Raw genomic sequence first — 23,875 nt, forward strand, 5'->3', positions numbered from 1 at the left:
TTGTTGTCAATCCGCTCATTACCTCGTTTCTTAATACAACTGATTAGGCATTTTGCGTATCTAATTCTTTTAACCAGTCGTAACCTTTTTCTTCTAATTCTAATGCCAATTCTTTTGGTCCTGATTTTACAATACGACCATTGTGCAATACATGCACAAAATCCGGCACAATATAATCCAACAAACGTTGGTAGTGTGTAATCACGATAAATGCATTGTCTTTGGAACGCAATTGGTTAACCCCATTTGCAACAATTCTCAACGCATCAATGTCTAATCCTGAATCCGTCTCATCCAAGATGGAAAGCTTAGGGTTCAACATCGCCAATTGGAAAATCTCATTACGTTTTTTCTCACCACCCGAAAAACCTTCGTTCAATGAACGGTTCGCCAAGTTCGCCGAAAACTCTACCAATTGTTGTTTCTCTTTTACCATCTTCAAGAAGTCTTTCGCTTCCATCGCTGGAAATCCTTTGTATTCACGGATGTCATTAACAGCCGTCTTTAAAAAGTTAATGTTCGATACTCCCGGGATTTCAACAGGATATTGAAAAGCCAAGAATAAACCCTCACGAGCACGATCCTCCGGAGATAATTCCAATAAATCGATGCCATCCAAGAAAGCTTCACCCTCAGTAACTTCATATGCATCACGTCCCGCCAATACATTGCCTAATGTACTCTTTCCAGCTCCGTTAGGACCCATAATCGCATGAACTTCTCCAGCTTTAACCTCTAAATTCAGTCCCTTTAATATTTGTTTGTCGTCAATCGACGCATGCAAATTCTTAATGCTTAACATATTCTATTCTATATTTCTATCCTACCGATCCTTCTAACGAGATCGCTAATAATTTCTGTGCCTCAACAGCAAATTCCATTGGTAATTGATTCAATACTTCTTTCGCATACCCGTTCACAATTAATCCTACCGCCTTCTCAGAATCAATTCCGCGTTGGTTTAAGTAGAAAACTTGGTCCTCACCAATCTTCGACGTAGTCGCTTCATGTTCCAAGGTCGCCGTCTTATTCTTGCTCTCGATATATGGGAAAGTATGTGCCCCACAACGGTCTCCAATCAATAAACTATCACATTGTGTAAAGTTTCTCGAATTGTCCGCATTTGGACCAATCTTTACCAATCCACGGTAGCTGTTATGACTCTTGCCCGCTGAAATACCCTTTGAAATGATTTTTGAACGTGTATTCTTGCCCAAATGAATCATCTTGGTGCCTGTATCAGCTAACTGCATATTACGAGTCATCGCTACAGAGTAAAATTCGCCAACTGAATGATCTCCTTTCAAGATCACGCCTGGATATTTCCAGGTAATTGCCGATCCGGTCTCAACCTGAGTCCATGATATTTTTGAATGATCGCCTTTACAGATTCCGCGTTTCGTTACGAAATTGTAAATACCACCTTTTCCGTCTTTATCACCTGGATACCAGTTCTGAACCGTTGAATATTTAATCTCCGCATTGCGCATCGCTACAAGTTCAACAACTGCAGCGTGCAATTGGTTTTCATCACGCATCGGTGCTGTACATCCTTCAAGATACGATACGTATGAATCATCATCCGCAACGATCAATGTACGCTCAAATTGACCCGTGTTTTCTGCGTTGATACGGAAATAAGTGGATAACTCCATCGGACAACGAACGCCCTTCGGAATGTAAACAAATGAACCGTCCGAAAATACAGCTGAATTTAAGGCCGCATAAATATTATCTGTCTGTGGAACAACAGTTCCCAAATATTGTTTAACTAATTCTGGATGCTCTTGAACCGCCTCACCAAATGAACAAAAGATGACCCCTTGCTCCTTTAATTTTTCACGGAAAGTAGTTTTTACGGATACCGAATCAAAAACTGCATCAACAGCTACAACACCAGCCAATACCTTCTGCTCATCCAATGGAATCCCTAACTTCGCAAACGTAGCTAGTAACTCCGGATCAACCTCGTCTAAACTGTCTAATTGTTTCTTCGGCTTAGGAGCTGCATAGTATGAAATGTCCTGAAAATCAACCTCCGGATTCTTGAAATTTTGCCACGTCGGCATGCTCATCTTTAAGAAATGCTGAAACGCTTTTAATCTCCATTCCAATAACCACTCCGGCTCGTTCTTCTTCTTGGAAATCATACGGATAGTGTCCTCATTAAGACCTTTCGGAGCAATCTCCATCTCAATGTCGGTCGTAAAACCGTACTTATATTCTTCGAGCTCTAACTCTTTAAGTAAATCGTCGTCTTTCGTGCTCATGTCTCTTTCACTTTTATTATGGGTTCTCGCCCATTGGTTTTGAATTGCAAAGTTACGACTTATAATGCAGAAAATAGCTTGTTTTGTGTTTATCATACACCTAGCATCATAAAAAAAATGACAAAAGTCATTTATTACCCATTATAGGCTATTTAGAATCATTATATTATGACAATAGAATGATTGATATAATTAAAATTTATAAGAAAAGCGATAAGTAATCAAGGATAACTATTTTACCCCGCGCCAATAAATTGGAAATACATTTTGTGCTAAACCAAATTTTATTTTGTATATTTATCTTTCTTTAATTTTATTGAAAAGCCTATGTCTTACCAACCAGATAAAACGGACTTGAAAATCTTGAAACTGCTCCAAGAGAACGGTCGGATTACTAATTTGCAATTAGCAACCAATATCGGTCTTTCTCCCGCTCCAACCTTGGAAAGAGTCCGTAAACTCGAAAACTCTGGTTTTATCAAAAGCTATCACGCATTCGTCGATGAAGAAAAATTAGGACTGGGCATCAAATCTTTTATCCAAATTTCACTGGACTTTCATACCCATAATGCCATCCCCGAATTTGTGGAAGCCGTGCGTGCAATCCCTGAAGTGACCGAATGCCACCACGTAACGGGTAATTGTGACTTTATGTTGAAAGTCTATGTCAAAGATATTAAAGCTTATGAAGCTGTTATCATGGAGAAAATTTCCAAAATCCCCTTTGTGAAAACTTTCCAGACCATGATGATCATGTCCACCAGTAAAAAGGAACCAATTGTACCCCTAGAATATTAATCTATTAGGATGGCTTATCAAGATTCTGCAATCATATTGACTTGGCCAGATGCCACCATTCGGGGAGATGAAAAATGGATGATGTTTTTCAAGAAAATTGGTGTGGTCAAAAACCTGAACTTCAAGGTCGGACATACCGGAGTCGTATTGGTCAATCATCAGTCCGGGGAACTGCTTTTTTATGATTTTGGACGCTATATCACCCCTAGAGGGTATGGCCGAGCTCGGTCCAAAAACTCTGACCCACTTCTGGAAATCAAGGTCAAAGCAAAGATCAAGAATGGAGAGATCCTGAATCTTCAGGAAATCATTGCCGATATAGAATCCCTAAAAGGGGTAATGTACGGCGAAGGTAGGCTCTTCTTTAGCGTGGCGAGGGATATCAACTTTGCTACTGCCAAAACCTATGGCGACAAATGTGTGGAAGAGGGGACTTACCCCTACGGTGCAGTCGCCAAAAATAATAATAACTGCTCCCGATTTATTACCAGAATGCTCATGAAAGCCTCCCAGAAATACCATTTCTGGCATGGAATAAACCTCCCTGAAACAATCAAGGCAAGCCCAATTAGCAATATCGTCAATGTTTGCAATAGCCGAGTCGTCAATAGCTATAGCCCCGAAGATGGTTTCAAATCCTTTAAAATGAACCGATGGAAATCTTTCTTCTTCCTGGTCAAACAATTGGGCGACAATGTTTTTAGAAACAAAGCCAATCTCTTGCCGAATGACTTGATAATTGGTGCGGTTAACTTCGGATCCAAACCTATTTCGGTTCCCAAACTCGCTAAATATCTCGGTGGAGTCGGTGATGGAGCCTGGTACTACCTAAATGAAAGACCTGATGCACATATTGAAATCAGTAGATACTCTTCCCAGGGAAATTTGGAATATGTCGTCTTAGGCGAAGCTGATCAACCAGTGGATTTACATGAAAATTGGGAAATTACCTATGACAGTCACCTGATGTTCACCCATATTATTCAGAATAACCAGAAAATTAAAATCAGTCATATTGAAGTGCTCCCAGTGGAGGATTATAAATATAAGAACCTGATTGAAAAATATGCTTAATCTTATCGGCTAAACCTGCCAATCTATGGCTGATTTTCCATGTGCCGATAAATAGGAATTGGCCTGCGAAAAATGCGCACTCCCAAAGAAACCTCTATACACCGATAATGGCGATGGGTGCACTGCAGTGAGGATAAGATGTTTGGATTGGTCAATCAATCCTGATTTTTTGATGGCATAACTTCCCCAAAGCATAAAAACAACATGTTCGCTTTGGTCGGAAATGGATTTTATGACTTCATCCGTGAAATATTCCCAACCCTTTTTCTGATGTGAACCAGCCTCATGTGCACGAACAGTCAACGTGGCATTCAATAATAATACCCCTTGTTCTGCCCATTTTGTTAAATCACCATGAGTAGGATAGCGGAACCCCGGAATATCCGTCACTAATTCCGTATATATATTTCTTAGACTAGGTGGAATAGCAATGCCCTGTGGAACAGAAAAGGAAAGTCCATGTGCTTGACCGTCATTGTGGTAAGGGTCTTGACCCAAAATAACAACCTTCAGTTTCGGAAATGAGGTCAACCGAAAAGCATTGAAAACTAAATCTTTCTCCGGAAATACCTGATACAAACTCCGCTCTTGGATTACAAAATCTGATAATTTCTGAATTTCAGGAGTTTGAAATAAAGGCTTAATGATGGGGTCCCATGAGGTATCAAAACGATCTGACATATGCTTTAATAAAATTTTACATTATTTTGCCGTAAACAAGTTGTATACTACAGCAATTTAACGGATATTTGCAAACTTACAGTATTAAGCATAATTATGTCAAATATAGTTCGCATTATAATTTGTAGTTTATTGGTAGTCGGAACGGTTGCATTGTTCTGGATTGGTCAATGGGGCTGGGGGATTTTAGCAATCCTAATTACGATTTTAGCTTGGGTAACCGTTTTCTTCAATGAGAAAATGCTTATTGCACAATGGTTCCTACGTAAAGAACGTATGGATAAGGCAGAAGTATGGTTGAGTAAAATCAAAAACTATGAAAAAGAATTAATCTCTGCACAACACGGTTATTATCATATGCTGTTGGGATTGATTGAGTCACAACGCGCACCATTACAATCAGAAAAATATTTCAAAAAAGCCTTATCAATGGGCTTGCATATGGATCACAATGTTGCATTGGCTAAATTGAGCCTTGCAGGAATCGCCATGGCAAAACGCAATAAACGCGAAGCCGAAAAATTACTGGCTGAAGCCAAAAAAGCAGACAAGAACAAACTGCTTGAAGAACAAATCAAAATGATGAAATCGCAAATGGGCCTAATGGATAAACAACAATTCCGTTACTCCAGATAAAAAATATAAAAACAAGAGCGGGTGGATCTTCAAAATCCACCCGCTCCTGTTTTATGTCCCAAATCTATTTTTCAATAACACTTCCACTCTCTCAATACTCAATACTCACATCTCACATCTATCTTTCAATCACCCTTTCCACTCTCTCAAATCTCCCATCTCAAATCTCATATCTAACCCTCATTCTCCTTCAACAACCTCAAAAAGTTTTTCCCCATAATTTTGGCAACATCTTCCTGGCTGTATCCCCTTTCGAGTAGCGCTTTGGTTAGAACTGGGAATTTTGAAACATCTTCCAGTTCTTGCGGAGGTGATTCAATCCCGTCAAAATCCGAACCGATAGCAACGTGGTCTACACCTACCTTGCTCACCAAATAATCAATATGTTTCAAAACAGACTCAAACGGAGCATTGGCCAAATGCTTTTGCTTTGCTGATAATGCAGCATACATTTTTCCAATTGACAATTCTTTCGTCGTACTGTCCTTTTTATGAGTTTTATTATATAGTTTTCTAACCCGTTTTGGGTAGTCAGAGTCCAAGAATTCAGAATAGAAATTAACCCCGACAACACCACCATTTTTCTTTAAGGCTTCAAGTTGCGCATCTTTAAGATTCCGGTAATGGGGAGTCAAAGCAGCAGCATTGCTATGGGAAACGAGAATTGGTTTGCTGCTGGTTGCCAAAACATCATAGAACGTTTGTTCTCCGGCATGCGATAAGTCAACCATCATCCCCAATTCATTCATTTTACGGATAATATCCTTGCCATGTTCCGTTAAGCCTTTGCCCTTCTTATCTTTTGTTTTCACCTCCATGGCCGCTGCTGTTACCCAAGGAAGATTGTAATTCCAAGTAAGAGTAAGATACCTAGCTCCACGATTATAGAGGTTCTCAAGATAATCCAAACGTTGTTCAATCATATTTCCACCCTCAATCCCTATCAATGCAACGATTTTCCCTTCCTTATTGATTCGCTCTATATCAGCAGAGCTTTTAGCTAATTCAATTTTGTCCTTATTTTGTGAAATCAATTTCTCTAAAGCATCAATTTGGTCATTCGCATGCTTATATGCATTCTTGCTCCATTTCTTATCATCAGACCAAACTGCAAAAACCTGTACATCAACGCCGCCTTCTTTCAATCTTGGCAGGTCAGTATGTCCAGTTTTCATCCGCTTCCCGATATCTTTTCCAGGTAGGATGCTCTCAACGATCACATCATTATGGCCATCCACTACAAGGAGGTCTTCATGAATTTTTTTATAATCTTGACCCATGCTGGCGATAATAGAACCCCCAAATAACATGGTTAATAATAAGTGCTTTTTCATTATTTAGCGTTAAAGATGGTCTCATAGATAATGTCTTGGATCCGGCTACGAACATTTAGGTCGTAGATTTTTGTAGATACCTGCGGGTGAACCCTATTTGATAAAAATATGTAAATCAACTGATTAGTAGGGTCTATCCATATACAAGTACCAGTATACCCTGTATGTCCATATACAGAAGGGTTTGCTAATTTAGAAGGGTAATCAGCACCTTTCTTAGGGTCATACCGGTCAAATCCTAATCCTCGTCGACTTGTTTTTGACTGTTTGGAAGTAAATAAATCGATGGTTTGAGGTCTGTAGTATTGAACACCACCATACTCACCACGATTCAATAGCATTTGACCATAAATTGCAAGATCATTAGCCGAGGCAAATAAGCCAGCATGTCCAGCAACCCCACCTGCCATAGCTGCGCCTTCATCATGCACATATCCCTGAAGCAAGACCTTTCTGAATGCTGTGTCTTGTTGGGTTGGAACAATCTGCTCTTTTTTAAATCTATCTCTTGGTAAATAACCTGCCGTCTTCATCCCAATAGGCTTATAAAGAATTTTCTGAACATAGTCCTGCATGGGAGTGGACGTTTCATGCTCCGAAACTTCCTTCATGACATACATGCTGATGTCTGAATACACATAGTTACCTATAGGTTTTACCGCTGAATTCAACATTTCTGGCCACATAACATCGCGGTAATAATTGTTTTTTAGATAAGCATTATCAGCAACCTTAACTTGGTGAGCATCATCTTTCGTTGTTTGTAGATCCCCAGGTTTTAGATTTCGGTAGAATGGAATAAAAGGAGTGAAACCGGCCTCATGTAATAGAACTGTCCTTAAAGTAATATTTGCTTTATTACTTTGTTTCGCCTGCCACAGATAGTGGCCCATCGTACTGTCCAAGTTGATAATGTTGGTTTCTTGTAAGTGCATCACCACAGGAGTAGTGCCTGCTATTTTACTGATGGAAGCTAAATCGTAAATATCATCAATCCTATTTGCCTGTTTCTTCTCATAAGTATGGTAGCCATATGCTTTTTCGAAAATGACTTGCCCATCTTTAATGGCCATCACCATCATTCCCGGGGCTGCATGTTGCTCGATCGCATCTTTGGCAATGGCGTCAATCTGATTGGTCATCTTGGCAAGATCAAATCCTGATTGTTTGCCTTTGGAATATTGTAATCTGGTTTGAACGGTCTTATTACTGCCTGAGGTAATCCCCAGTCCGCCAAATATGGACATCGCAGCATTCACTTGTGATTCTTCCTCTAAAGATGGTGCCGTTAATATACTGGCAAATCGACCTAGGTTTGCTGAATTTAAACCAATATTAATATAGTTAATATCCTGACCAAACTTACATAAGATAACATCCTTGCGGTTTACGGCTGATTGTAGTACCATGGCAAGATGATCTGGCCTAAATTCTTCCTCAGTTCCCGCAACGATAATCGTGTTGTAATATTTAGTATGTTCATCATATTGATCAAAACCAAAACTTTTTACATCCCCATAGCGTTGTAATTGCTGGATAAAAGGGGCGTATTTGACACTGTCAGAACTGATGACAGCAATACGGCGGTCATCTAATCGGGTAAAGGGAATAGTATGCTTTTGATTGTTCAAAAGAACAGTTTGGTTATTGATAACTTGCTTGTATTGTGCTTGAGCTGTACTTACTCCCAATAATAGCAAAATAGAGACTAGGTTTAAAAAACGAATCATAATTGTTTTTTGGATTTATTAATGTAAATGTACTAATAAAACGCACAAACACGCATGATGTCCCTGTAATAATTATGTATATTTGAAAATGCCTGAATTGATGGACAATAAAACGGTTTTTACTCTGCTGGAGGTCTCTCGGAGCATCCAAAAGACCATTGCTGAGCGGTATAAAAGCCTTTATTGGATTAAAGCTGAAATGAATAAGCTTAATCATTATTCCCATTCCGGACATTGCTACCCTGAATTACTCGAGAAAAAAGAAGGTAAGGTCGTCGCCGAAATGCGTTCCATCTTATGGAAAATGGATTACCAACGCATAAACAGGCAGTTCATGGAAGTGCTCGGTGAACCCCTTCGGGAAGGAATTACAATGCTCTTTCAAGCCGGAATTTCCTATGACCCACTCTATGGTTTCAGCCTCAAAATAGTCGATATTGACCCCACTTTTGTCCTCGGTGAACTGGAAAAAGAAAAACGGGAGAGTATCAAAAAGCTAACCGATGAAGGGATCTTCGATGCCAACAAACGATTAGACTTCCCCCTTATCCCGAAACGATTGGCTATCATTTCCGTAGAAACAAGTAAAGGTCTTTCTGATTTTTTTAAGATTATCAATGGAAATCCTTGGGGCTATAAAATGGAATGCACCTTGTTCCCTGCGCTCCTGCAAGGGGATAAATCCATCTCTTCCATCATCAATCAACTGGAAGTAATCGCCAATAAATTGGAGGAATTCGATGCTGTTGCTATTATCCGTGGTGGTGGTGCTGAGGTTGGCTTAAGCTCTTACAACAATTTCTTCCTCGCCAAGGCAATCGCTATTTTCCCAATTCCTGTGTTAACTGGGATTGGACACTCTACCAATGAAACAGTCAGTGAAATGGTGGCCTATAAAAATGCTATTACCCCAAGTGAACTGGCAGACTTCCTGCTTCAGAAGTTCCATAATTTCGCTATCCCGGTAGATGCCGCTCTGGAAAGAATGGTCCGTGCAATTCGAAGAAATTTCGAAGAGGAAAATCTGAAATTAAAACATTTGGTATCTTCCGTTTCATGGAATAGTAAAACCTTATTGCTTAAAAATAAAGCTGAAATAGATAGTCTTCAAATCCATCTGATTAGGTTTAGTCGACAAAATATTAAAGAAAATAATGCTCAACTCGTCCATCTAGAACGGCTCTTGGGTATTGTCAACCCCATACATTTAATCAAAAGAGGTTTCTCGATTGTTAGGCTAAATGGAAAATCCGTTCACAAATTAGATCAGGTTGAAATTGGATCCAAATTAGAAATCCAACTAGAAGACGGAAAAATCATCTCTCAAGTTATTAATAAAGAATCAAATCATGACAAATAAGTACACTTATAAGGACGCTTTTGAAGAACTTCAAGCTATCGTTTCTGATATCGAATCAGGAGATATTGCCGTAGATGAACTTACTGAAAAAATTAACCGCGCATCTGAATTGCTCTCTATTTGCAAAGCTAAATTGACCGCTTCTGAAGAGGAAGTCGAAAAACTCTTGCAAAAACTCGAAAATGAAAATAGCATCAATCCGGATCAAAATGATTAATTGATCTTAACTAATATCCATACTCTTCTTTTTATTAATATTTTATCCCAAATCTGAATTTTGTTAAGACGATTTCTTTAACTAAATATTTTTGCGTTATTTTGCATTGTTTAGAATTAGTCTTAATCATCTTTAGTGAAAAACATATACATAATTCTTTTGTGTGTCATGTTGCCCTTTCTTTCAATTGCCCAGAAATTCTCTATTTCAGGCTCAATAAAAGATGGCAAAGGACAGTCATTGCCTAATGTCAATATTGAAATTAAGGAGACGCCAGCTTTCAATACATTGAGCGATGAGCAAGGCTTATTCATTATTCAAGGCCTCCCACAAGGAACCTATCAGCTGAAATTTTCTCACATTGGCTTTAAACCCATATTCAGAACCATAAAACTCGATAATAATCGCGAAACTAATATTGTCTTCAATCAAGACGAGGTAAATATTGATGAGGTATATGTAACAGCTAAGGAGTCCAAGAATATTGGAACTAGTTCGATCATCAGCAGGGAGGCAATGCAACATCTTCAACCATCTAGTTTCACAGATATATTGGAATTATTGCCCGGAGGGAAAACAACAAACCCGCATTTGAATACTGTCAATGGGATCAACTTGAGAACAGCAAATTCTGCACCCATGTCAGCTTACTCTACAGGTTCCTTGGGAACCATGTTTTCCGTCGATGGCATGCTCCTAAACTCTCAATCCATGATCAACCCAACTGCAGGATTCGGTCTGGGACAGGGAACAATGAACGATGGTAGAATTAGTTCGAACATCGGTGTCGATATGCGAACCATTGCAACTGATAATATTGAAAAGGTCGAAATCATTAGGGGGATTCCCTCAGTAGAATACGGGAATTTAACCTCAGGGGCTGTCCTGATCGACAGGATTAAAGGCCAAGAACCTTGGTCTGCAAGGATAAAAGCAGATGGATTTAGTAAATTAATCGGGCTCGGAAAAGGCTTTGACCTGGATGGCTATCTTTTGAATATCGATGCAGGCTATCTGAATTCTAGAAATAATATCACCGATATTTATAATACCTTCAAACGAGTGAATACTTCTTTCCGTGGTGAAAAGGCCTGGGCTCTTTCAAGATATCGCTTATCATGGAACCATAGTGTTGATTTTAATACTACTATTGACAATGAAAGACTGGATCCTGACAATGATTATGCGTTGACGGATCGATACAAGAATAATGTCCAATTTTTCGGCGTAAATAATACCCTAAAGCTATTCTCTTCCAACCCTAAATCCCTTTTTAGAAATGCTAGTTTAGCTATTGCAGCAAGATTATCCTCCAATCAAATTGATATGGAAAAGTTGGTCCAAGCTCAAACTACATCTATATTAATGAATTCCTTGGTTGCAGGAAGCCATGAAGCTCAATTTCTTAAACCAAGCTATGTTGCCCATTTTAAATCCGATAGCAGACCTGTGGATTTAGGTGTTAAATTAATTGGGAATTGGCATATCAAAGCCTTATTCACTCATCAGTTAAAAGCCGGAGCAGAATATAATTACACAAAAAATATTGGACTAGGTCAGCAATATGACCTTGACCAACCTATATCTGCTAGTATCAGTGCTCGACCTCGATCTTTTCGTGAAATCCCCGCAATGAGTAACCTTGCCCTATTTGCTGAGGACCGATTCTTTATTAATCTTGGAAATTTCCTATTTGAAAACAGCCTTGGACTACGTGCCTTTACACTAAGCAATTTGGATAAAAAATATGACCTGAATGGGAAAGTTTTTGTGGAACCTCGTTATAACGGAAGATTGCACCTCCCGCAAGGAACGGTATTTGGCAAGAAATTTAAATCCAATGTATTTGCTGGTTATGGCATCCAAACCTTAACGCCTACGCAAAACTTACTTTACCCAGCACTTTATTATAATGATCTATCAGAATTAGTTTATTACCATAATAATCCACAATACCGTTTGGCATGGGCGAATACTCATATCACAGACCCCGTAAATTTTAACCTTCAGCCAGCAAAAAATAAAAAATGGGAAGTCGGACTGCAGATGGATTTAGAAGGGAATTCCTTCTCCCTGAATTATTTTCAGGAAAAAATGAATAATGGTTTTCGGGATGTCCGACTATTCAATACCATTGCGCTCCGAAAATATAATGTATCCTCTGTCGATCCTAATACTTTAACGGAAAGACCTCAGATTACTGATTTTGAATATCTGGATCAGGCTGAATATCATGCTTATTCTCAAACTCAAAATGGTAGTCTAACTGAAAAATCAGGGTTGGAATATAATTTTAGCTCGAAAAGATTGCCTGGCATTAATACCAGGTTCACTATAAACGGTGCTTGGTACATGACCTCCAATAGAAATATCCAACCTGAATTGGAAGTGATAAGCCCCAATATTGTTGCTGACGGAAAGGTTAGGCAATACATTGCCGCATATCAAAACGGAAGTACTGGCGGCGATTATGAAAGCTTCAATACGAACCTGACTGCAGATTCTTACTTACCAAAATTGGGGATGAACCTTTCTATGACTTTGCAGAGTTTTTGGTTTACCTCTTCTCAAACCTTATTTAGAGATAATTTACCAATTGGATATTACGATATCCAGCAGAATTATTTCCCTTATACCGAAGCGGACCGAAATGATCCTGTCTTAAGAAACTTTGATCGTGATCGAGACCCTTATATGTATTATAAGTTTACAAGACCTATAGACCTTGCTGTCAATCTGAAAGCAACAAAACTGATTAAGGAAAAAATTCGTGTGGCCATGTTTGTCAATAGATTACTGATTTACAAGCCGAATTATACAGAATATGGAAACCTTTTCATCCGAAAAAATCAACCGGAGGATAGCCCTTATTTTGGAATGGAAATAAATATAAAAATTTAATTAAAATATACTCATAATGAACAGATCAAAAATTCTAAACTGGTTTCTTTATTGCCTAATGGTCTTTACTTTAACCTCATGCATGAAGGATGATTTTATTGAATCAAGATCCAATGTCGTAATTGAAGTGGATAAATCTTCTTTACAAGGTGAATACACGATTAAAAACGTCCTAATTACTTTAGAAGAAGTAAACTCTCAGGTAAAAACCGCAGTTAACCTTGCTACTGGTGCGGATACCGCCGTAACAAATTTGACTTATGGGACTTACACCGCAACTTTAACCGGAGAAATTCTGATGAAAATCAATGGTCAAGATAAGTCCATGCAGATCAATGCAAGGAAATCTGGAATCGTTGTAAATTCTGAAACAACAAAACTTGCCTTGCAAACCTTTATTTCCGATCCTACAGCAAATTTCGTTTTTAAAGAAATATTCTTTGCCGGTACCCTGACGCCTGAAGGAAAACAATATAATGGAGATAAATATTTCCTAATCCACAATAACTCTTCGGACACCTTATACGCGGATGGATTATTCTTTGCACAATCAGATTTCTTAACGATTACGAAAAGAGATTATACTCCAGATGTGATGAAAGAAGCTTTTACCTCCGATCAGATTTTTATGATTCCTGGCACAGGTCGTCAATACCCAGTTGCCCCTGGTAATGATTTTATTATTGCCAACAATGCCATCAATCACACTGAAAATAATTCTAATTCCTTTGACCTGAGCAATGCTGATTTTGAAATCGAACTTATCGGAACAATTAATATTGACAATCCTAATGTTCCAAATGCCATTAATATCAATGGGAATATGTTGATGCACAATCAAGGCTATACGGGCTATGTAATGGGAAGATTACCTGAAGGAGTAGATGCTGCGAAATTTAAAGCAGAGACCGCTTATAAGTTCAGCTATACTTCTGCAAATGGTACTATAATGAGCTTTAATTCTTTTAAAATTCCAAATTCATATATCATCGATGCGGTAAATATTTCTGTAAAAACTGGATTTGAATGGCTGGTAACTGCAGATGCATTGGACATGGGTTGGACCTATGCAGGATTAGTAAAAGCAGACAAAGAAAGATATGGCAAGTCGGTAACTCGTAAAACACTAGGGGCATTAGACAACGGAAAACCTTTCCTTAAAGATTCTAATAACTCTACCGAGGATTTTGAACCGGCAACTAAAGCTTCTTTATTGAAATAGAATGTTTAGAAATTTGTCCATAATAGTTCTGTTTTGCCTCTCCAATTTATCGTTGCAGGCACAGGATTCCTTGAAAGTAGATTTCAAGGGAATCAGGGAGCGTATTGAACTTTCACAGGGTATCATCAATGATTTGTATGCAAATCCTTCTTTGAAACCCTTTCAATATCAACAATCCTTAACTCCTGTGGACATCTCTTATTTTTCTGAATCGAAAGAACTATATAATTATCAGAAAGGTAGTGGTAATCAGGGGTTTCGATTCAACACGGAATCTTATCAGAAAAACATTTACCCCGATATCACGCTGTGGGGAAAAGCTACCTATGAGAATTATAAGCAGAAAAATCTAAGATTCAATGAAACCTCTGATTTTGATATTGTTTTTCCATACGTAACTGCTGATTCCATTGGTGGAGATCTCAATACGGAAACCTATTATTTTGCAGGTGGTCTTGCCAAGACTATTGCTGCATGGACCATTGCTGGACAGGCAGGGTACAAGGCTAATTTAGCGCATCGACAAGTAGATCCTAGACCCAAGAATAACTCCTCAGATATTGATGCAAAAATTGCTGCTGCTTATTTGCTTTCTAACCGATATGCGATTGCTGCAGATCTTGGGGTCCGCTATTACAAGCAAAGAAATGATTTGGCTTTCGTCTCTGGACTGGGAAGACCTTCTATTTATCTTTTCAATGGACTAGCAGCCTATAATAGTCTGATTTCTGGATCCTCAGAGAATAAAGGAGCAATGCTCTATGAAGCCTCTGGAGTTCAAGCTCAATTGAGTGTGGCCCCGATAGATAAAAACGGCCTTTTTGTTGAAGTTGGAATTAACCAAAATATGGGCTTCAGAACCGTACCTCACTCCATAAGTACGGCGAATGAATGGACTGATCAAATATGGTCTGGAAAAATAGGCTATTTTAAAAATAAACTCAACTGGAGATATGGGGCATTGGCCAAAATAGACCTTCAAACCAGAAAAGGAACAGAAAGTCTGTTCAATAATGATGGCTCTAATTTGGGCTATACCAAAATTGCAGAAATCTCTTCCTACAGGTACTATAACTTCAGATATAAGCTGGATGCTTTTGTCGGAAAAAAGAACTGGACCATAAATCCTCATGCCAGTTATGCCCAATTTAAGGAGCAATATATCAGTCCCTTTCGGGAGCAATTGGCTGATAATCTAGATATTGGACTTAAAGGGCAGTATTTATGGGATTTCAAGGACGGATTATTTGGAATTAGTTTAAATTTGCAGAAGCGAATGCTGCTGAATAGTCGTTATAAGTTTAATGGCTTAAGACAAGGTTCGGGCATTGCGGAAATGCTACAACAGAATTACAACTACCTGACTGCTGAACCTTTCTTGATTGAAGGTAATCTGCGGTATGACTTTACGGTTTCTAAACAGATTAAACCATTTGTCATCGCCAATGCGAGTTCAGCAACTGAGATAAAACAAAAGTATTATTCATTGACCCTTGGGTTGATGTTTTAACGAATGAAATGAAAAAAGTATTAATTATAGGGTTTATTTTAGGAATAACAGTATTGAGTACCGCATTTCTAAGCGATAAAGACTTACAGGATTTACGTAGTCTTTATAGTAAACCTATTCAGGATTGGCCAAAACCTAACATCGACTCTGGAGTAGTCTATGAAGAATTTAAATCCCTTCCAAAGATTGATACCAGTTATTTTTCTTTGATGGAACAGCCGAAGGTGAAATTAGGAAAAATGCTCTTTTTTGACCCTATCCTTTCTGGCTCCAATCAGATATCCTGTAGTTCATGCCATAATCCACAAACTTCCTTTGGCGACCATTCCACAGTACCGGTAGGTCATGACCATCTTGTCGGGGATCGCAACACTATTTCTTTATTGAATGTCGCTGCTCGTAAAAGTATGTTCTGGGATGGAAGAGCACATTCCTTGGAAGAACAAGCTCTAAGTCCTATTGAAGCCCATAATGAAATGGCAATGGATATCACCAAGTTGGTACCTAAGATTAAAGCTATTCCTGGCTATACAAAACTTTTCAAAGAAGCATTTGGCGATGATGATTTCTCCATGCCTGAAATTATGAGTGCTCTAGCGACTTTTCAACGCACCTTGACAAGCAGAAGAAGTCGATTCGATGAATTCCTCGATGGAAAATATGAGGCCTTAAATGATGATGAAATTGCAGGTCTGCATCTTTTCCGTACCAAGGCCCGTTGTATGAATTGCCATAATGGTCAATACTTTACCGATGAGGATTTCCATAATATCGGATTGACCTATTACAAAAGAAAATATGAAGACTTGGGTCGCTATAAGGTGACCAAGGATCCTAAAGATGTTGGAAAATTTAGAACTCCTTCCTTACGGGATGTAATGAATACCAATCCTTGGATGCATAATGGGCTATTTGATAATATAATTGGGGTTATCAATATGTATAATTCCGGAATGCAGATGAATAATCCGAGAAATGCAGAACAAGAAGCTGATCCAATGCACCCACGTATTGATCCCTTGATGAAAAAACTGGACCTGACCCGAGAAGAAATCAGACAAGTTGCCGCCTTTTTGGATGCAATTACAGCGACAAAATACCGCATGCCGAGGCCAGAAAACCTGCCGCGGTAATTTGTAACTATGTTGTCAACTAAACGTTTTTCTTTGGATTAAAGAATAGGTTCTCATGAGTTTTGCCTAACTTTGAAGGTTATGCAAAAGACTGCTATTCATACCCCCAAAACCCACATTCAAATTAAAGGTGCACGTGTCAACAATCTGAAGAATATCGATGTCGATATTCCTAAAAATCAGCTTGTTGTTATTACTGGGATGTCCGGATCCGGAAAATCCTCCCTGGCATTTGATACCTTATATGCTGAAGGCCAAAGAAGATATGTCGAAAGCTTATCCTCCTATGCCAGACAGTTTATGGGACGTATGAATAAACCTGATGTTGACTATATCAAAGGAATTGCTCCTGCAATTGCCATTGAACAAAAAGTTATTTCCAGTAACCCAAGGTCAACCGTAGGTACTTCCACTGAAATTTACGACTACTTAAAATTACTTTATGCACGTATCGGTAAAACAATTTCACCGGTTTCGGGACAAGTAGTTAGCAAAGACTCAGTAAGCTCCATCGTCGATAAAGTAGTGAGCTATCCCGATGATACAACCATCACTATTTATAGCCCTCTTATTCCTAGCAATAATAGAAAACTGAAAGAAGAGCTATCCTTGCTTTTGCAAAAGGGTTTTGTACGGGTTAAGTTTAATGATACCATTCAAAAAATCGAGAGTATTATTGAGGATAAGTCTATTTCGAATGCAACGTTTAAAGAAGGTGATATCTTTATCGTGATTGACCGGGTTCGTTTAGATCATGAAGATGATACCATCAATCGGATTGCCGATTCTGTTCAAACTGCATTTTTTGAAGGTAAAGGAGAATGTGAATTGCAAATAGATGAAGAGTTATTTCACTTCTCAGACAAATTTGAACTGGATGGTATTAGTTTTGAAGAACCAACACCTAATTTTTTTAGTTTCAATAATCCATATGGCGCTTGTAAACGTTGTGAAGGCTATGGGAAAATTATAGGTATCGACCCTGATTTAGTTATTCCAGATAAAAGCCGGTCTGTATTCGATGGTGCTATCGCACCTTGGCGTGGTGAAAAAATGGGTGCATGGTTGGATAAACTCGTTAGAACGGCTATCAAATTCGATTTCCCGATTCATCGTGCTTACAGTGATCTTACTAAGCAACAACAAGAATTGCTTTGGACAGGGAATAAATATTTCCGTGGACTGAACGATTTCTTTGCTGAACTCGAAGAACAAACCTATAAAATTCAATATAGGGTGATGTTATCCCGTTATAGAGGAAAAACAGATTGCCCAGAATGTAAGGGAACAAGGTTAAGGAAAGATGCTTCTTATGTTAAAATAAATGGGCACTCTATAACCGACGTAGTTTTATTACCCTTGAGCCAAGCTTTGGTGTTATTCCAAAACCTAGAACTTACCGAGAATGAGGCGATCATCGCAAAACGTTTGTTGGCAGAAATTGTAAACAGGCTCCAATTTTTATGTGATGTCGGCTTGAGTTATTTAACCTTGAATCGCTTGAGTAATAGCCTCTCAGGTGGTGAATCGCAACGTATCAATTTGGCAACTTCATTGGGATCTTCCCTGGTGGGTTCCATTTACGTATTGGATGAACCAAGTATAGGTTTGCATCCAAGAGATACTCAAAGGTTGATCGGTGTTTTGAAATCATTACGTGATGCTGGAAATACCGTTATCGTAGTCGAGCATGAGCAAGAAATGATGGAAGCCGCTGATTATCTAATCGATATCGGCCCTGAAGCAGGTATTAATGGTGGGGAATTAGTTTTTGCTGGAACTTATCAGGAAATCCTAAAGGATAAAAAAAGTTTAACCGGGGAATATTTAAATGGAGATTTATCTATTCAGGTTCCGGAGAAACGTAAAAAATGGAATGAAAGCATTCGTGTCAATGGAGCACGTGAAAATAATTTAAAAGGAATTACAGTCGATTTCCCATTGAATGTATTTACCGTGGTATCAGGAGTATCTGGATCGGGAAAAACTTCATTGGTAAAAAGAATCCTATATCCAGCATTGCAAAAGGCGATTGGTTCTTATTCTGGTGAACAAACCGGCCTCTATGATGGTCTGGAAGGAGCAATTGATCAGATCGAACAAGTTGAAATGGTCGATCAAAACCCAATAGGTCGTTCCACCAGGTCTAATCCTGTGACCTATGTAAAGGCCTGGGATGAAATCAGAGCTTTGTATTCTTCGCTTCCTGCTGCGAAAGCAAATGGATTAAAACCTTCAGCTTTCTCCTTTAATGTGGAAGGTGGACGTTGTGAGGTTTGTCAAGGTGAAGGGGTCGTGAAAATTGAAATGCAATTCATGGCAGATATCATCCTTCCATGTGAAGCTTGTGATGGAAAACGCTTTAAACAACATGTTCTCGATGTACAATACAAGGAGAAATCTGTTTCCGATATCCTTGATCTCAGTGTGGATGAGGCCATTGCGTTTTTTGCGGATCAACCTAAGATTCTTAATAAACTGATGCCATTACAGGAAGTAGGATTGGGCTATGTGAAGCTAGGACAATCGTCAAGTACTTTATCTGGAGGAGAAGCTCAAAGGATAAAATTGGCATCCTTCCTGATTAAAGGTAACAACCAAAAGAAAACCATGTTCATCTTTGATGAACCGACAACAGGCCTTCATTTTCATGATATTAGTAAGTTATTGAAAGCTTTTAATGCACTAATCGCTCAAGGAAATACTGTTTTGGTAATCGAACATAACTTAGATATGATTAAATCTGCTGACTGGGTAATTGATATTGGTCCAGAAGGTGGTGATAAAGGCGGAAATGTGGTATTCGCTGGAACACCGGAAGATTTAGTGAAATGTAAAGACTCTTATACTGGTGATTTCTTAATACGTCACCTAAATTTTAAACCCTAAATTTTATTAATAATGTATAGAAAGTTAAGTATTTCTATGTTGTTCTTATGCTTCTGTACCTTGCTTTCGGCACAGGTAGAGCGGCCTAAATTAGTAGTAGGATTGATGGTCGATCAAATGCGTTGGGATTATCTATACCGTTTTGCCGATCGTTATGGCAATGATGGATTTAAACGTCTTTTGCGTGATGGTTTCTCCTGCGAAAATGCAATGATCAACTATGTGCCTACTTTTACAGCTATCGGTCATAGTTCGGTCTATACGGGAAGTGTTCCTTCAATTCATGGAATTGCTGGAAATGATTGGATTGAACAACAATCCGGAACTTCCATGTATTGTACGCAAGATGATGCCGTTGAAGGCGTTGGAACCGCTGAAAAAGAAGGTAAACAGTCTCCAAGAAACCTTTTGGCGTCCACAGTGACTGACCAATTGAAACTGGCAACAAATTTTAACTCAAAAGTTATCGGTATTGCGATCAAAGATAGGGGCGGAATCCTACCTGCTGGTCACTTTGCTAATGCAGCTTATTGGTTTGAAGCAAAATCCGGTGATTGGATCAGTAGTACCTATTACATGGAAAAACTTCCTGAATGGGTAACAAAATTTAATGGTCAAAAGCTAGCGGATAAATACCTGAAACAAGACTGGAAAACGCTTTATCCTATCGAAACCTATAAAACGAATAGCATCGATGATGATAACGTATATGAAGGTAAATGGGCTGGTGAAGAAACAACCGGATTCCCAAGGAAAACATCTTTGTTGATGAAAGATGCAGGTTACGAGTTGATCAAAACCACTCCTTATGGTAATTCCATTACCCTGGATTTTGCCAAAGATGCAATCAAAAATGAAAAATTAGGAAATAACCCCGCTAAAGCAACCGACTTTCTTTGTGTTAGTCTTTCTGCAACCGATTATGTAGGACACCGTTATTCGTTGTCTTCCGTGGAAATCGAAGATATCTACCTTCGTTTGGATCAGGAATTGGCAAACTTCTTCAAGTATCTGGATGAAACCGTAGGTAAAGGTAATTATACCTTCTTCCTGACTGCTGACCATGCTGCTTCTTATAACTCGCGTTATTTTATGGATATGCGTGGAAATGGCGGATACTTCTTCGCTAGACAACTCCAAAGAACCATGAATGACGAATTAAAGGAAGAGTTTGGTTCTGAAAATTTGATTATCAGTTTAATGAACTATCAGGTTCATTTGAATTATGCTGAAATTGAAAAATCGAAACTTGATGAAGAAAAAATCAAGAAATCTATCATCAAGATGTTAAGACACGAAGATGGAGTGGCTTATGTTGTTGATATGGAAGGCGGCGAGAATATGATGGTTCCTGCTGAAATCAGAGAAAAGATTATCAATGGTTATAACCGTAAACGTAGCGGTGCAATCCAGATCATTACAGAACCGCAATGGTATGATGGTACACCTCGTTCTACCGGTACAACACATGGTACCTGGACACCATACGATTCCCATATTCCATTGGTATTTATGGGCTGGGGAATTAAACCTGGCAAAACCAACAAGGTGGTCAATATCACGGATATTGCACCTACAATATCGTCACTGCTCCATGTAATGGAACCAAATGGTTCTATCGGACAGCCGATTGTTGAGGTTTTGCAGAAATAACTTTATTTTTTATACTTTTGATAATAGACCAGACTGGTTTGATATGCTATCGAAGAAAACGAAATATGCGATAAAAGCCCTTATGGTATTGGGCCGAAATTATGGTAAAGAACCTATGCAAATCGGGAAAATTGCCGAGGAAGAACGCATTCCAAAGAAATTCTTGGAACAAATCCTTCTCGAAATGCGAAATGCTGGGATGCTATATTCTAAAAAAGGAGCTGGTGGCGGCTATAGCCTGAATAAAGCACCTGAAGATATTTATTTATCTCAGGTAATGCGCTTAATTGATGGACCTATTGCCTTGTTACCTTGTGTCAGCTTGAATTTCTATCGTTCTTGTGAAGAATGTGTAGAAGAACATGCCTGTGGTATTCGGGATACTTTTATTGAAGTAAGAAATGCCATGTTGCAAATCTTGAATGATACAAGTATCTCCAACTTAATTAATAAAGAAAAAGAATTGAACCTCGAAGTAGGTAAAGATTAAATTTCATAAAGCTCCAAAGGAAGCCCATCTGGATCGTTGAAAAAAGTAAATTTCTTATTGCTTGTTTCATCAATACGGATGGGCTCTGTTTTTATCCCCATCCCATGCAATGCTTCTACTTGCTCCTGGATGTTTTCAACCTCAAAAGCCAGATGTCTTAATCCCCTCGCCTCAGGATAACTTGGTCGAACTGCCGGATCGGGAAATGAAAATAATTCAATAATATACCGGTCGTTTAAGCCGAGATCAAGCTTGTATGAATCCCGCTCGGTACGATAGGTTTCCCTGATGATCTGAAACCCTAATTTCTCCACATAGAAGGCCTTTGAAACTGCATAATCACTGCAGATTATAGCAATATGATGTATGCCCTTGAGCTTTAACATTACAAGACTTCCATTAATTTTTCAAATGCCATCCCGCGTGAGGCTTTCAATAGAATCAAATAATCATCTAATGGATTTTCTACTAGATCCTCCTTGAGCGCATCTGTACTCTCAAAATAACTTGCCTGATCATCACGTTGCGCATAAAAGGCCTTTCCAACGAAGATCAAGCGGTCTAAGTTTAAACTCTTTGCCTTTTCAATGACTTTTCTATGCTCTACCTCACTTTGATCTCCCATTTCAAACATATCCCCAAGAATTGCTACCTTGCGATCCGCTTGAATGACATCCAGGTTTCCTAATGCAGCGGCCATACTGCTGGCATTCGCATTGTAGTAATCTGCTATGATGGTATTCTTATCCGTTTTACTGATCTGTGAACGGTTGTTCTGAGGGACATAATTCCCCAAACCAGCATTGATCTGTTCTGTACTTAATCCAAAAGTTTTTCCCAATGCAACTGCCGCTAACATATTCTCAATGTTATAAGCACCCGTCAGATTAGTTTTTACTTCTTGTCGTTCTGCATCATCTTTATTTTTCCAGAAAATAGTCAGGAATGGATCCGCTACGACTAAACCGCCTTGGATTTGGTTTTTCTCTGTAAAACCATAATAAATCACATCCTTTAAATTTCTATTTGCTGCCATCTGTAGCAGATATTCATTATCACCTTGAATATATATTTGGCCTTGATTGGCATTTAGATAGTCATAAAGTTCGCCTTTTGCTTGCATGACCCCTTCAAAGGATCCAAAACCTTCCAGATGGGCTTTCCCGACATTGGTAATAAAACCGTGTGTTGGATTGGAAATACCACATAAGAATTCAATTTCATGGACATGATTGGCACCCATTTCTACAATGGCAATTTCGATGTCTTCCGTCAAGGATAAGATGGTCAAAGGAACCCCAATATGGTTATTCAGGTTGCCCTTGGTGGCATAGGTATGATACTTCTGAGATAGCACAGAGTTTAACAACTCCTTGCTGGTGGTTTTTCCATTGGTTCCTGTGATCCCAATGAAAGGCATTTTTAAATGTTTCCTGTGGAACCTTGCCAAATCCTGCAAGCTGCTTAACACATCATCTACCAGAATATAAGCTGGATCTTCCTTGTAAAATTCCGGGTCATCAAGGACAACATATTTTGCCCCAGCCTCCAAAGCCTGATCAGCAAAACTATTACCGTTGAAGTTGTCACCTTTTAAAGCAAAAAATAAACAATCCTTGCTGATTTGACGGGTATCGGTACATACTTTAGGAAATTCCTTATAAATCTGGTAAAGTTGATCTATTAGCATCGTATTTAAATTTAAACAAAGGTAAGCAAGCTGATTAAAATTATTGCAAAGCATTCTATTTTAATCCAAGCGCAATTCGAATCTAATTCAATGTTCTTGGGGATCACTGCCGGATCTCCGTCTGATCTCCTCCGGACCTCCTTCGGATTTTTTCGAAGAAGATCCGAAGGAGGTCCGGAGAAAGTCCGACGAAAGTCTGGTAAAACTGCTAATTATTCCTAAGCTTTTCTCCTTGATGGGTAGAAAAACACTAGGAAAGGGAAAGCCAATAAAAATTTAAGGAAGGA

The 23,875-nt window shown here is 38.8% G+C and carries 19 protein-coding genes; 12 read left to right on the forward strand and 7 right to left on the reverse strand.

The window, feature by feature from the left end:
* Window positions 1-43 precede the first annotated feature (43 nt).
* Together sufC and sufB are read right to left on the reverse strand one after the other, a co-directional pair.
* Complete coding sequence (gene sufC, locus ACF3OC_RS00825; RefSeq protein WP_094280979.1) at window positions 44-802, reverse strand: Fe-S cluster assembly ATPase SufC; 759 nt, start codon at window positions 800-802, stop codon at window positions 44-46.
* 16 nt (window positions 803-818) lie between these two features.
* Window positions 819-2,270: a Fe-S cluster assembly protein SufB gene (sufB, locus tag ACF3OC_RS00830; RefSeq protein ID WP_094257734.1), complete on the reverse strand. Its 1,452-nt coding sequence runs from the start codon at window positions 2,268-2,270 to the stop codon at window positions 819-821.
* A gap of 327 nt (window positions 2,271-2,597) precedes the next feature.
* On the opposite strand from sufB, the gene ACF3OC_RS00835 reads away from it, so the two are divergent.
* The gene (locus tag ACF3OC_RS00835; RefSeq protein ID WP_093101265.1) at window positions 2,598-3,068 is read left to right on the forward strand and encodes an Lrp/AsnC family transcriptional regulator; all 471 of its coding nucleotides are present in this window, start codon (window positions 2,598-2,600) and stop codon (window positions 3,066-3,068) included.
* Window positions 3,069-3,077: 9 nt separating this feature from the next.
* Complete coding sequence (locus ACF3OC_RS00840) at window positions 3,078-4,142, forward strand: DUF6695 family protein (protein ID WP_094280980.1); 1,065 nt, start codon at window positions 3,078-3,080, stop codon at window positions 4,140-4,142.
* A 9-nt stretch (window positions 4,143-4,151) separates the two neighbouring features.
* Here the strand turns inward: ACF3OC_RS00840 and ung are convergent, their stop codons facing one another.
* Window positions 4,152-4,823 carry a uracil-DNA glycosylase gene (ung, locus tag ACF3OC_RS00845; protein ID WP_094257591.1) on the reverse strand — a complete coding sequence of 224 codons (672 nt, stop codon included), beginning with the start codon at window positions 4,821-4,823 and terminating at the stop codon, window positions 4,152-4,154.
* 96 nt (window positions 4,824-4,919) lie between these two features.
* On the opposite strand from ung, the gene ACF3OC_RS00850 reads away from it, so the two are divergent.
* Window positions 4,920-5,459, forward strand: coding sequence for a hypothetical protein (locus ACF3OC_RS00850; RefSeq protein ID WP_094257592.1), 540 nt, complete (start codon window positions 4,920-4,922; stop codon window positions 5,457-5,459).
* Window positions 5,460-5,632: 173 nt separating this feature from the next.
* Here ACF3OC_RS00850 and ACF3OC_RS00855 read toward each other — a convergent pair whose 3' ends face one another.
* Both ACF3OC_RS00855 and ACF3OC_RS00860 read right to left on the reverse strand, forming a co-directional pair.
* A complete protein-coding gene (locus tag ACF3OC_RS00855) occupies window positions 5,633-6,793 on the reverse strand; it encodes a dipeptidase (protein ID WP_392470680.1) in 1,161 nt (386 codons plus the stop codon).
* Window positions 6,793-8,523, reverse strand: a complete 1,731-nt coding sequence (locus tag ACF3OC_RS00860; RefSeq protein WP_094280982.1) for a serine hydrolase — start codon at window positions 8,521-8,523, stop codon at window positions 6,793-6,795. The genes ACF3OC_RS00855 and ACF3OC_RS00860 overlap by 1 nt, the downstream gene beginning before the upstream one ends.
* Before the next feature lie 100 nt (window positions 8,524-8,623).
* Between ACF3OC_RS00860 and xseA the strand changes: the two genes are divergently transcribed.
* The 9 genes from xseA (at window position 8,624) to ACF3OC_RS00905 (ending at window position 21,898) form a co-directional block, all read left to right on the forward strand.
* Window positions 8,624-9,883: an exodeoxyribonuclease VII large subunit gene (xseA, locus tag ACF3OC_RS00865; RefSeq protein ID WP_256962542.1), complete on the forward strand. Its 1,260-nt coding sequence runs from the start codon at window positions 8,624-8,626 to the stop codon at window positions 9,881-9,883.
* Entirely contained in the window at window positions 9,873-10,100 is a 228-nt protein-coding gene (gene xseB / locus ACF3OC_RS00870) for an exodeoxyribonuclease VII small subunit (protein WP_094280983.1), read from the forward strand. The genes xseA and xseB overlap by 11 nt, the downstream gene beginning before the upstream one ends.
* 135 nt (window positions 10,101-10,235) lie before the next feature.
* Entirely contained in the window at window positions 10,236-13,001 is a 2,766-nt protein-coding gene (locus ACF3OC_RS00875; protein WP_144043710.1) for a carboxypeptidase-like regulatory domain-containing protein, read from the forward strand.
* Window positions 13,002-13,017: 16 nt separating this feature from the next.
* A complete protein-coding gene (locus tag ACF3OC_RS00880) occupies window positions 13,018-14,223 on the forward strand; it encodes a DUF4876 domain-containing protein (protein ID WP_094280985.1) in 1,206 nt (401 codons plus the stop codon).
* Window position 14,224: 1 nt separating this feature from the next.
* On the forward strand, window positions 14,225-15,733 hold the full coding sequence (locus ACF3OC_RS00885; protein ID WP_144043711.1) for a DUF6850 family outer membrane beta-barrel protein: 1,509 nt from the start codon (window positions 14,225-14,227) through the stop codon (window positions 15,731-15,733).
* 8 nt (window positions 15,734-15,741) lie between these two features.
* Window positions 15,742-16,866 carry a cytochrome-c peroxidase gene (locus ACF3OC_RS00890; RefSeq protein ID WP_094280987.1) on the forward strand — a complete coding sequence of 375 codons (1,125 nt, stop codon included), beginning with the start codon at window positions 15,742-15,744 and terminating at the stop codon, window positions 16,864-16,866.
* Between the two features lie 81 nt (window positions 16,867-16,947).
* The gene (gene uvrA / locus ACF3OC_RS00895; protein WP_094280988.1) at window positions 16,948-19,755 is read left to right on the forward strand and encodes an excinuclease ABC subunit UvrA; all 2,808 of its coding nucleotides are present in this window, start codon (window positions 16,948-16,950) and stop codon (window positions 19,753-19,755) included.
* Window positions 19,756-19,767: 12 nt separating this feature from the next.
* Complete coding sequence (gene pafA / locus ACF3OC_RS00900; RefSeq protein WP_094280989.1) at window positions 19,768-21,408, forward strand: alkaline phosphatase PafA; 1,641 nt, start codon at window positions 19,768-19,770, stop codon at window positions 21,406-21,408.
* Window positions 21,409-21,451: 43 nt separating this feature from the next.
* Window positions 21,452-21,898 carry an Rrf2 family transcriptional regulator gene (locus tag ACF3OC_RS00905; RefSeq protein ID WP_094257603.1) on the forward strand — a complete coding sequence of 149 codons (447 nt, stop codon included), beginning with the start codon at window positions 21,452-21,454 and terminating at the stop codon, window positions 21,896-21,898.
* Here ACF3OC_RS00905 and ACF3OC_RS00910 read toward each other — a convergent pair.
* On the reverse strand, window positions 21,895-22,284 hold the full coding sequence (locus ACF3OC_RS00910) for a VOC family protein (RefSeq protein WP_392470685.1): 390 nt from the start codon (window positions 22,282-22,284) through the stop codon (window positions 21,895-21,897). The two genes, ACF3OC_RS00905 and ACF3OC_RS00910, sit on opposite strands and share 4 nt — an antisense overlap.
* A complete protein-coding gene (gene murF / locus ACF3OC_RS00915) occupies window positions 22,284-23,588 on the reverse strand; it encodes a UDP-N-acetylmuramoyl-tripeptide--D-alanyl-D-alanine ligase (protein WP_094280991.1) in 1,305 nt (434 codons plus the stop codon). Before murF ends, ACF3OC_RS00910 begins: the two co-directional genes overlap by 1 nt.
* Window positions 23,589-23,875 lie beyond the last annotated feature (287 nt).

Origin of the sequence: Sphingobacterium cellulitidis (assembly GCF_043187465.1) — a bacterium.
Lineage (GTDB): Bacteria > Bacteroidota > Bacteroidia > Sphingobacteriales > Sphingobacteriaceae > Sphingobacterium > Sphingobacterium cellulitidis.

Excerpts from the sequence above, each read along its gene's own strand:
- pafA (WP_094280989.1), top strand. The coding sequence starts at position 19,768 with ATGTATAGAAAGTTAAGTATTTCTATGTTGTTCTTATGCTTCTGTACC.
- ACF3OC_RS00850 (WP_094257592.1), top strand. The coding sequence starts at position 4,920 with ATGTCAAATATAGTTCGCATTATAATTTGTAGTTTATTGGTAGTCGGA.
- ung (WP_094257591.1), bottom strand. The coding sequence starts at position 4,823 with ATGTCAGATCGTTTTGATACCTCATGGGACCCCATCATTAAGCCTTTA.
- ACF3OC_RS00885 (WP_144043711.1), top strand. The coding sequence starts at position 14,225 with ATGTTTAGAAATTTGTCCATAATAGTTCTGTTTTGCCTCTCCAATTTA.
- ACF3OC_RS00910 (WP_392470685.1), bottom strand. The coding sequence starts at position 22,284 with ATGTTAAAGCTCAAGGGCATACATCATATTGCTATAATCTGCAGTGAT.
- sufB (WP_094257734.1), bottom strand. The coding sequence starts at position 2,270 with ATGAGCACGAAAGACGACGATTTACTTAAAGAGTTAGAGCTCGAAGAA.
- ACF3OC_RS00905 (WP_094257603.1), top strand. The coding sequence starts at position 21,452 with ATGCTATCGAAGAAAACGAAATATGCGATAAAAGCCCTTATGGTATTG.
- murF (WP_094280991.1), bottom strand. The coding sequence starts at position 23,588 with ATGCTAATAGATCAACTTTACCAGATTTATAAGGAATTTCCTAAAGTA.
- ACF3OC_RS00890 (WP_094280987.1), top strand. The coding sequence starts at position 15,742 with ATGAAAAAAGTATTAATTATAGGGTTTATTTTAGGAATAACAGTATTG.
- ACF3OC_RS00880 (WP_094280985.1), top strand. The coding sequence starts at position 13,018 with ATGAACAGATCAAAAATTCTAAACTGGTTTCTTTATTGCCTAATGGTC.
- xseB (WP_094280983.1), top strand. The coding sequence starts at position 9,873 with ATGACAAATAAGTACACTTATAAGGACGCTTTTGAAGAACTTCAAGCT.
- ACF3OC_RS00855 (WP_392470680.1), bottom strand. The coding sequence starts at position 6,793 with ATGAAAAAGCACTTATTATTAACCATGTTATTTGGGGGTTCTATTATC.
- xseA (WP_256962542.1), top strand. The coding sequence starts at position 8,624 with ATGGACAATAAAACGGTTTTTACTCTGCTGGAGGTCTCTCGGAGCATC.
- ACF3OC_RS00840 (WP_094280980.1), top strand. The coding sequence starts at position 3,078 with ATGGCTTATCAAGATTCTGCAATCATATTGACTTGGCCAGATGCCACC.
- ACF3OC_RS00860 (WP_094280982.1), bottom strand. The coding sequence starts at position 8,523 with ATGATTCGTTTTTTAAACCTAGTCTCTATTTTGCTATTATTGGGAGTA.
- ACF3OC_RS00835 (WP_093101265.1), top strand. The coding sequence starts at position 2,598 with ATGTCTTACCAACCAGATAAAACGGACTTGAAAATCTTGAAACTGCTC.
- sufC (WP_094280979.1), bottom strand. The coding sequence starts at position 802 with ATGTTAAGCATTAAGAATTTGCATGCGTCGATTGACGACAAACAAATA.
- uvrA (WP_094280988.1), top strand. The coding sequence starts at position 16,948 with ATGCAAAAGACTGCTATTCATACCCCCAAAACCCACATTCAAATTAAA.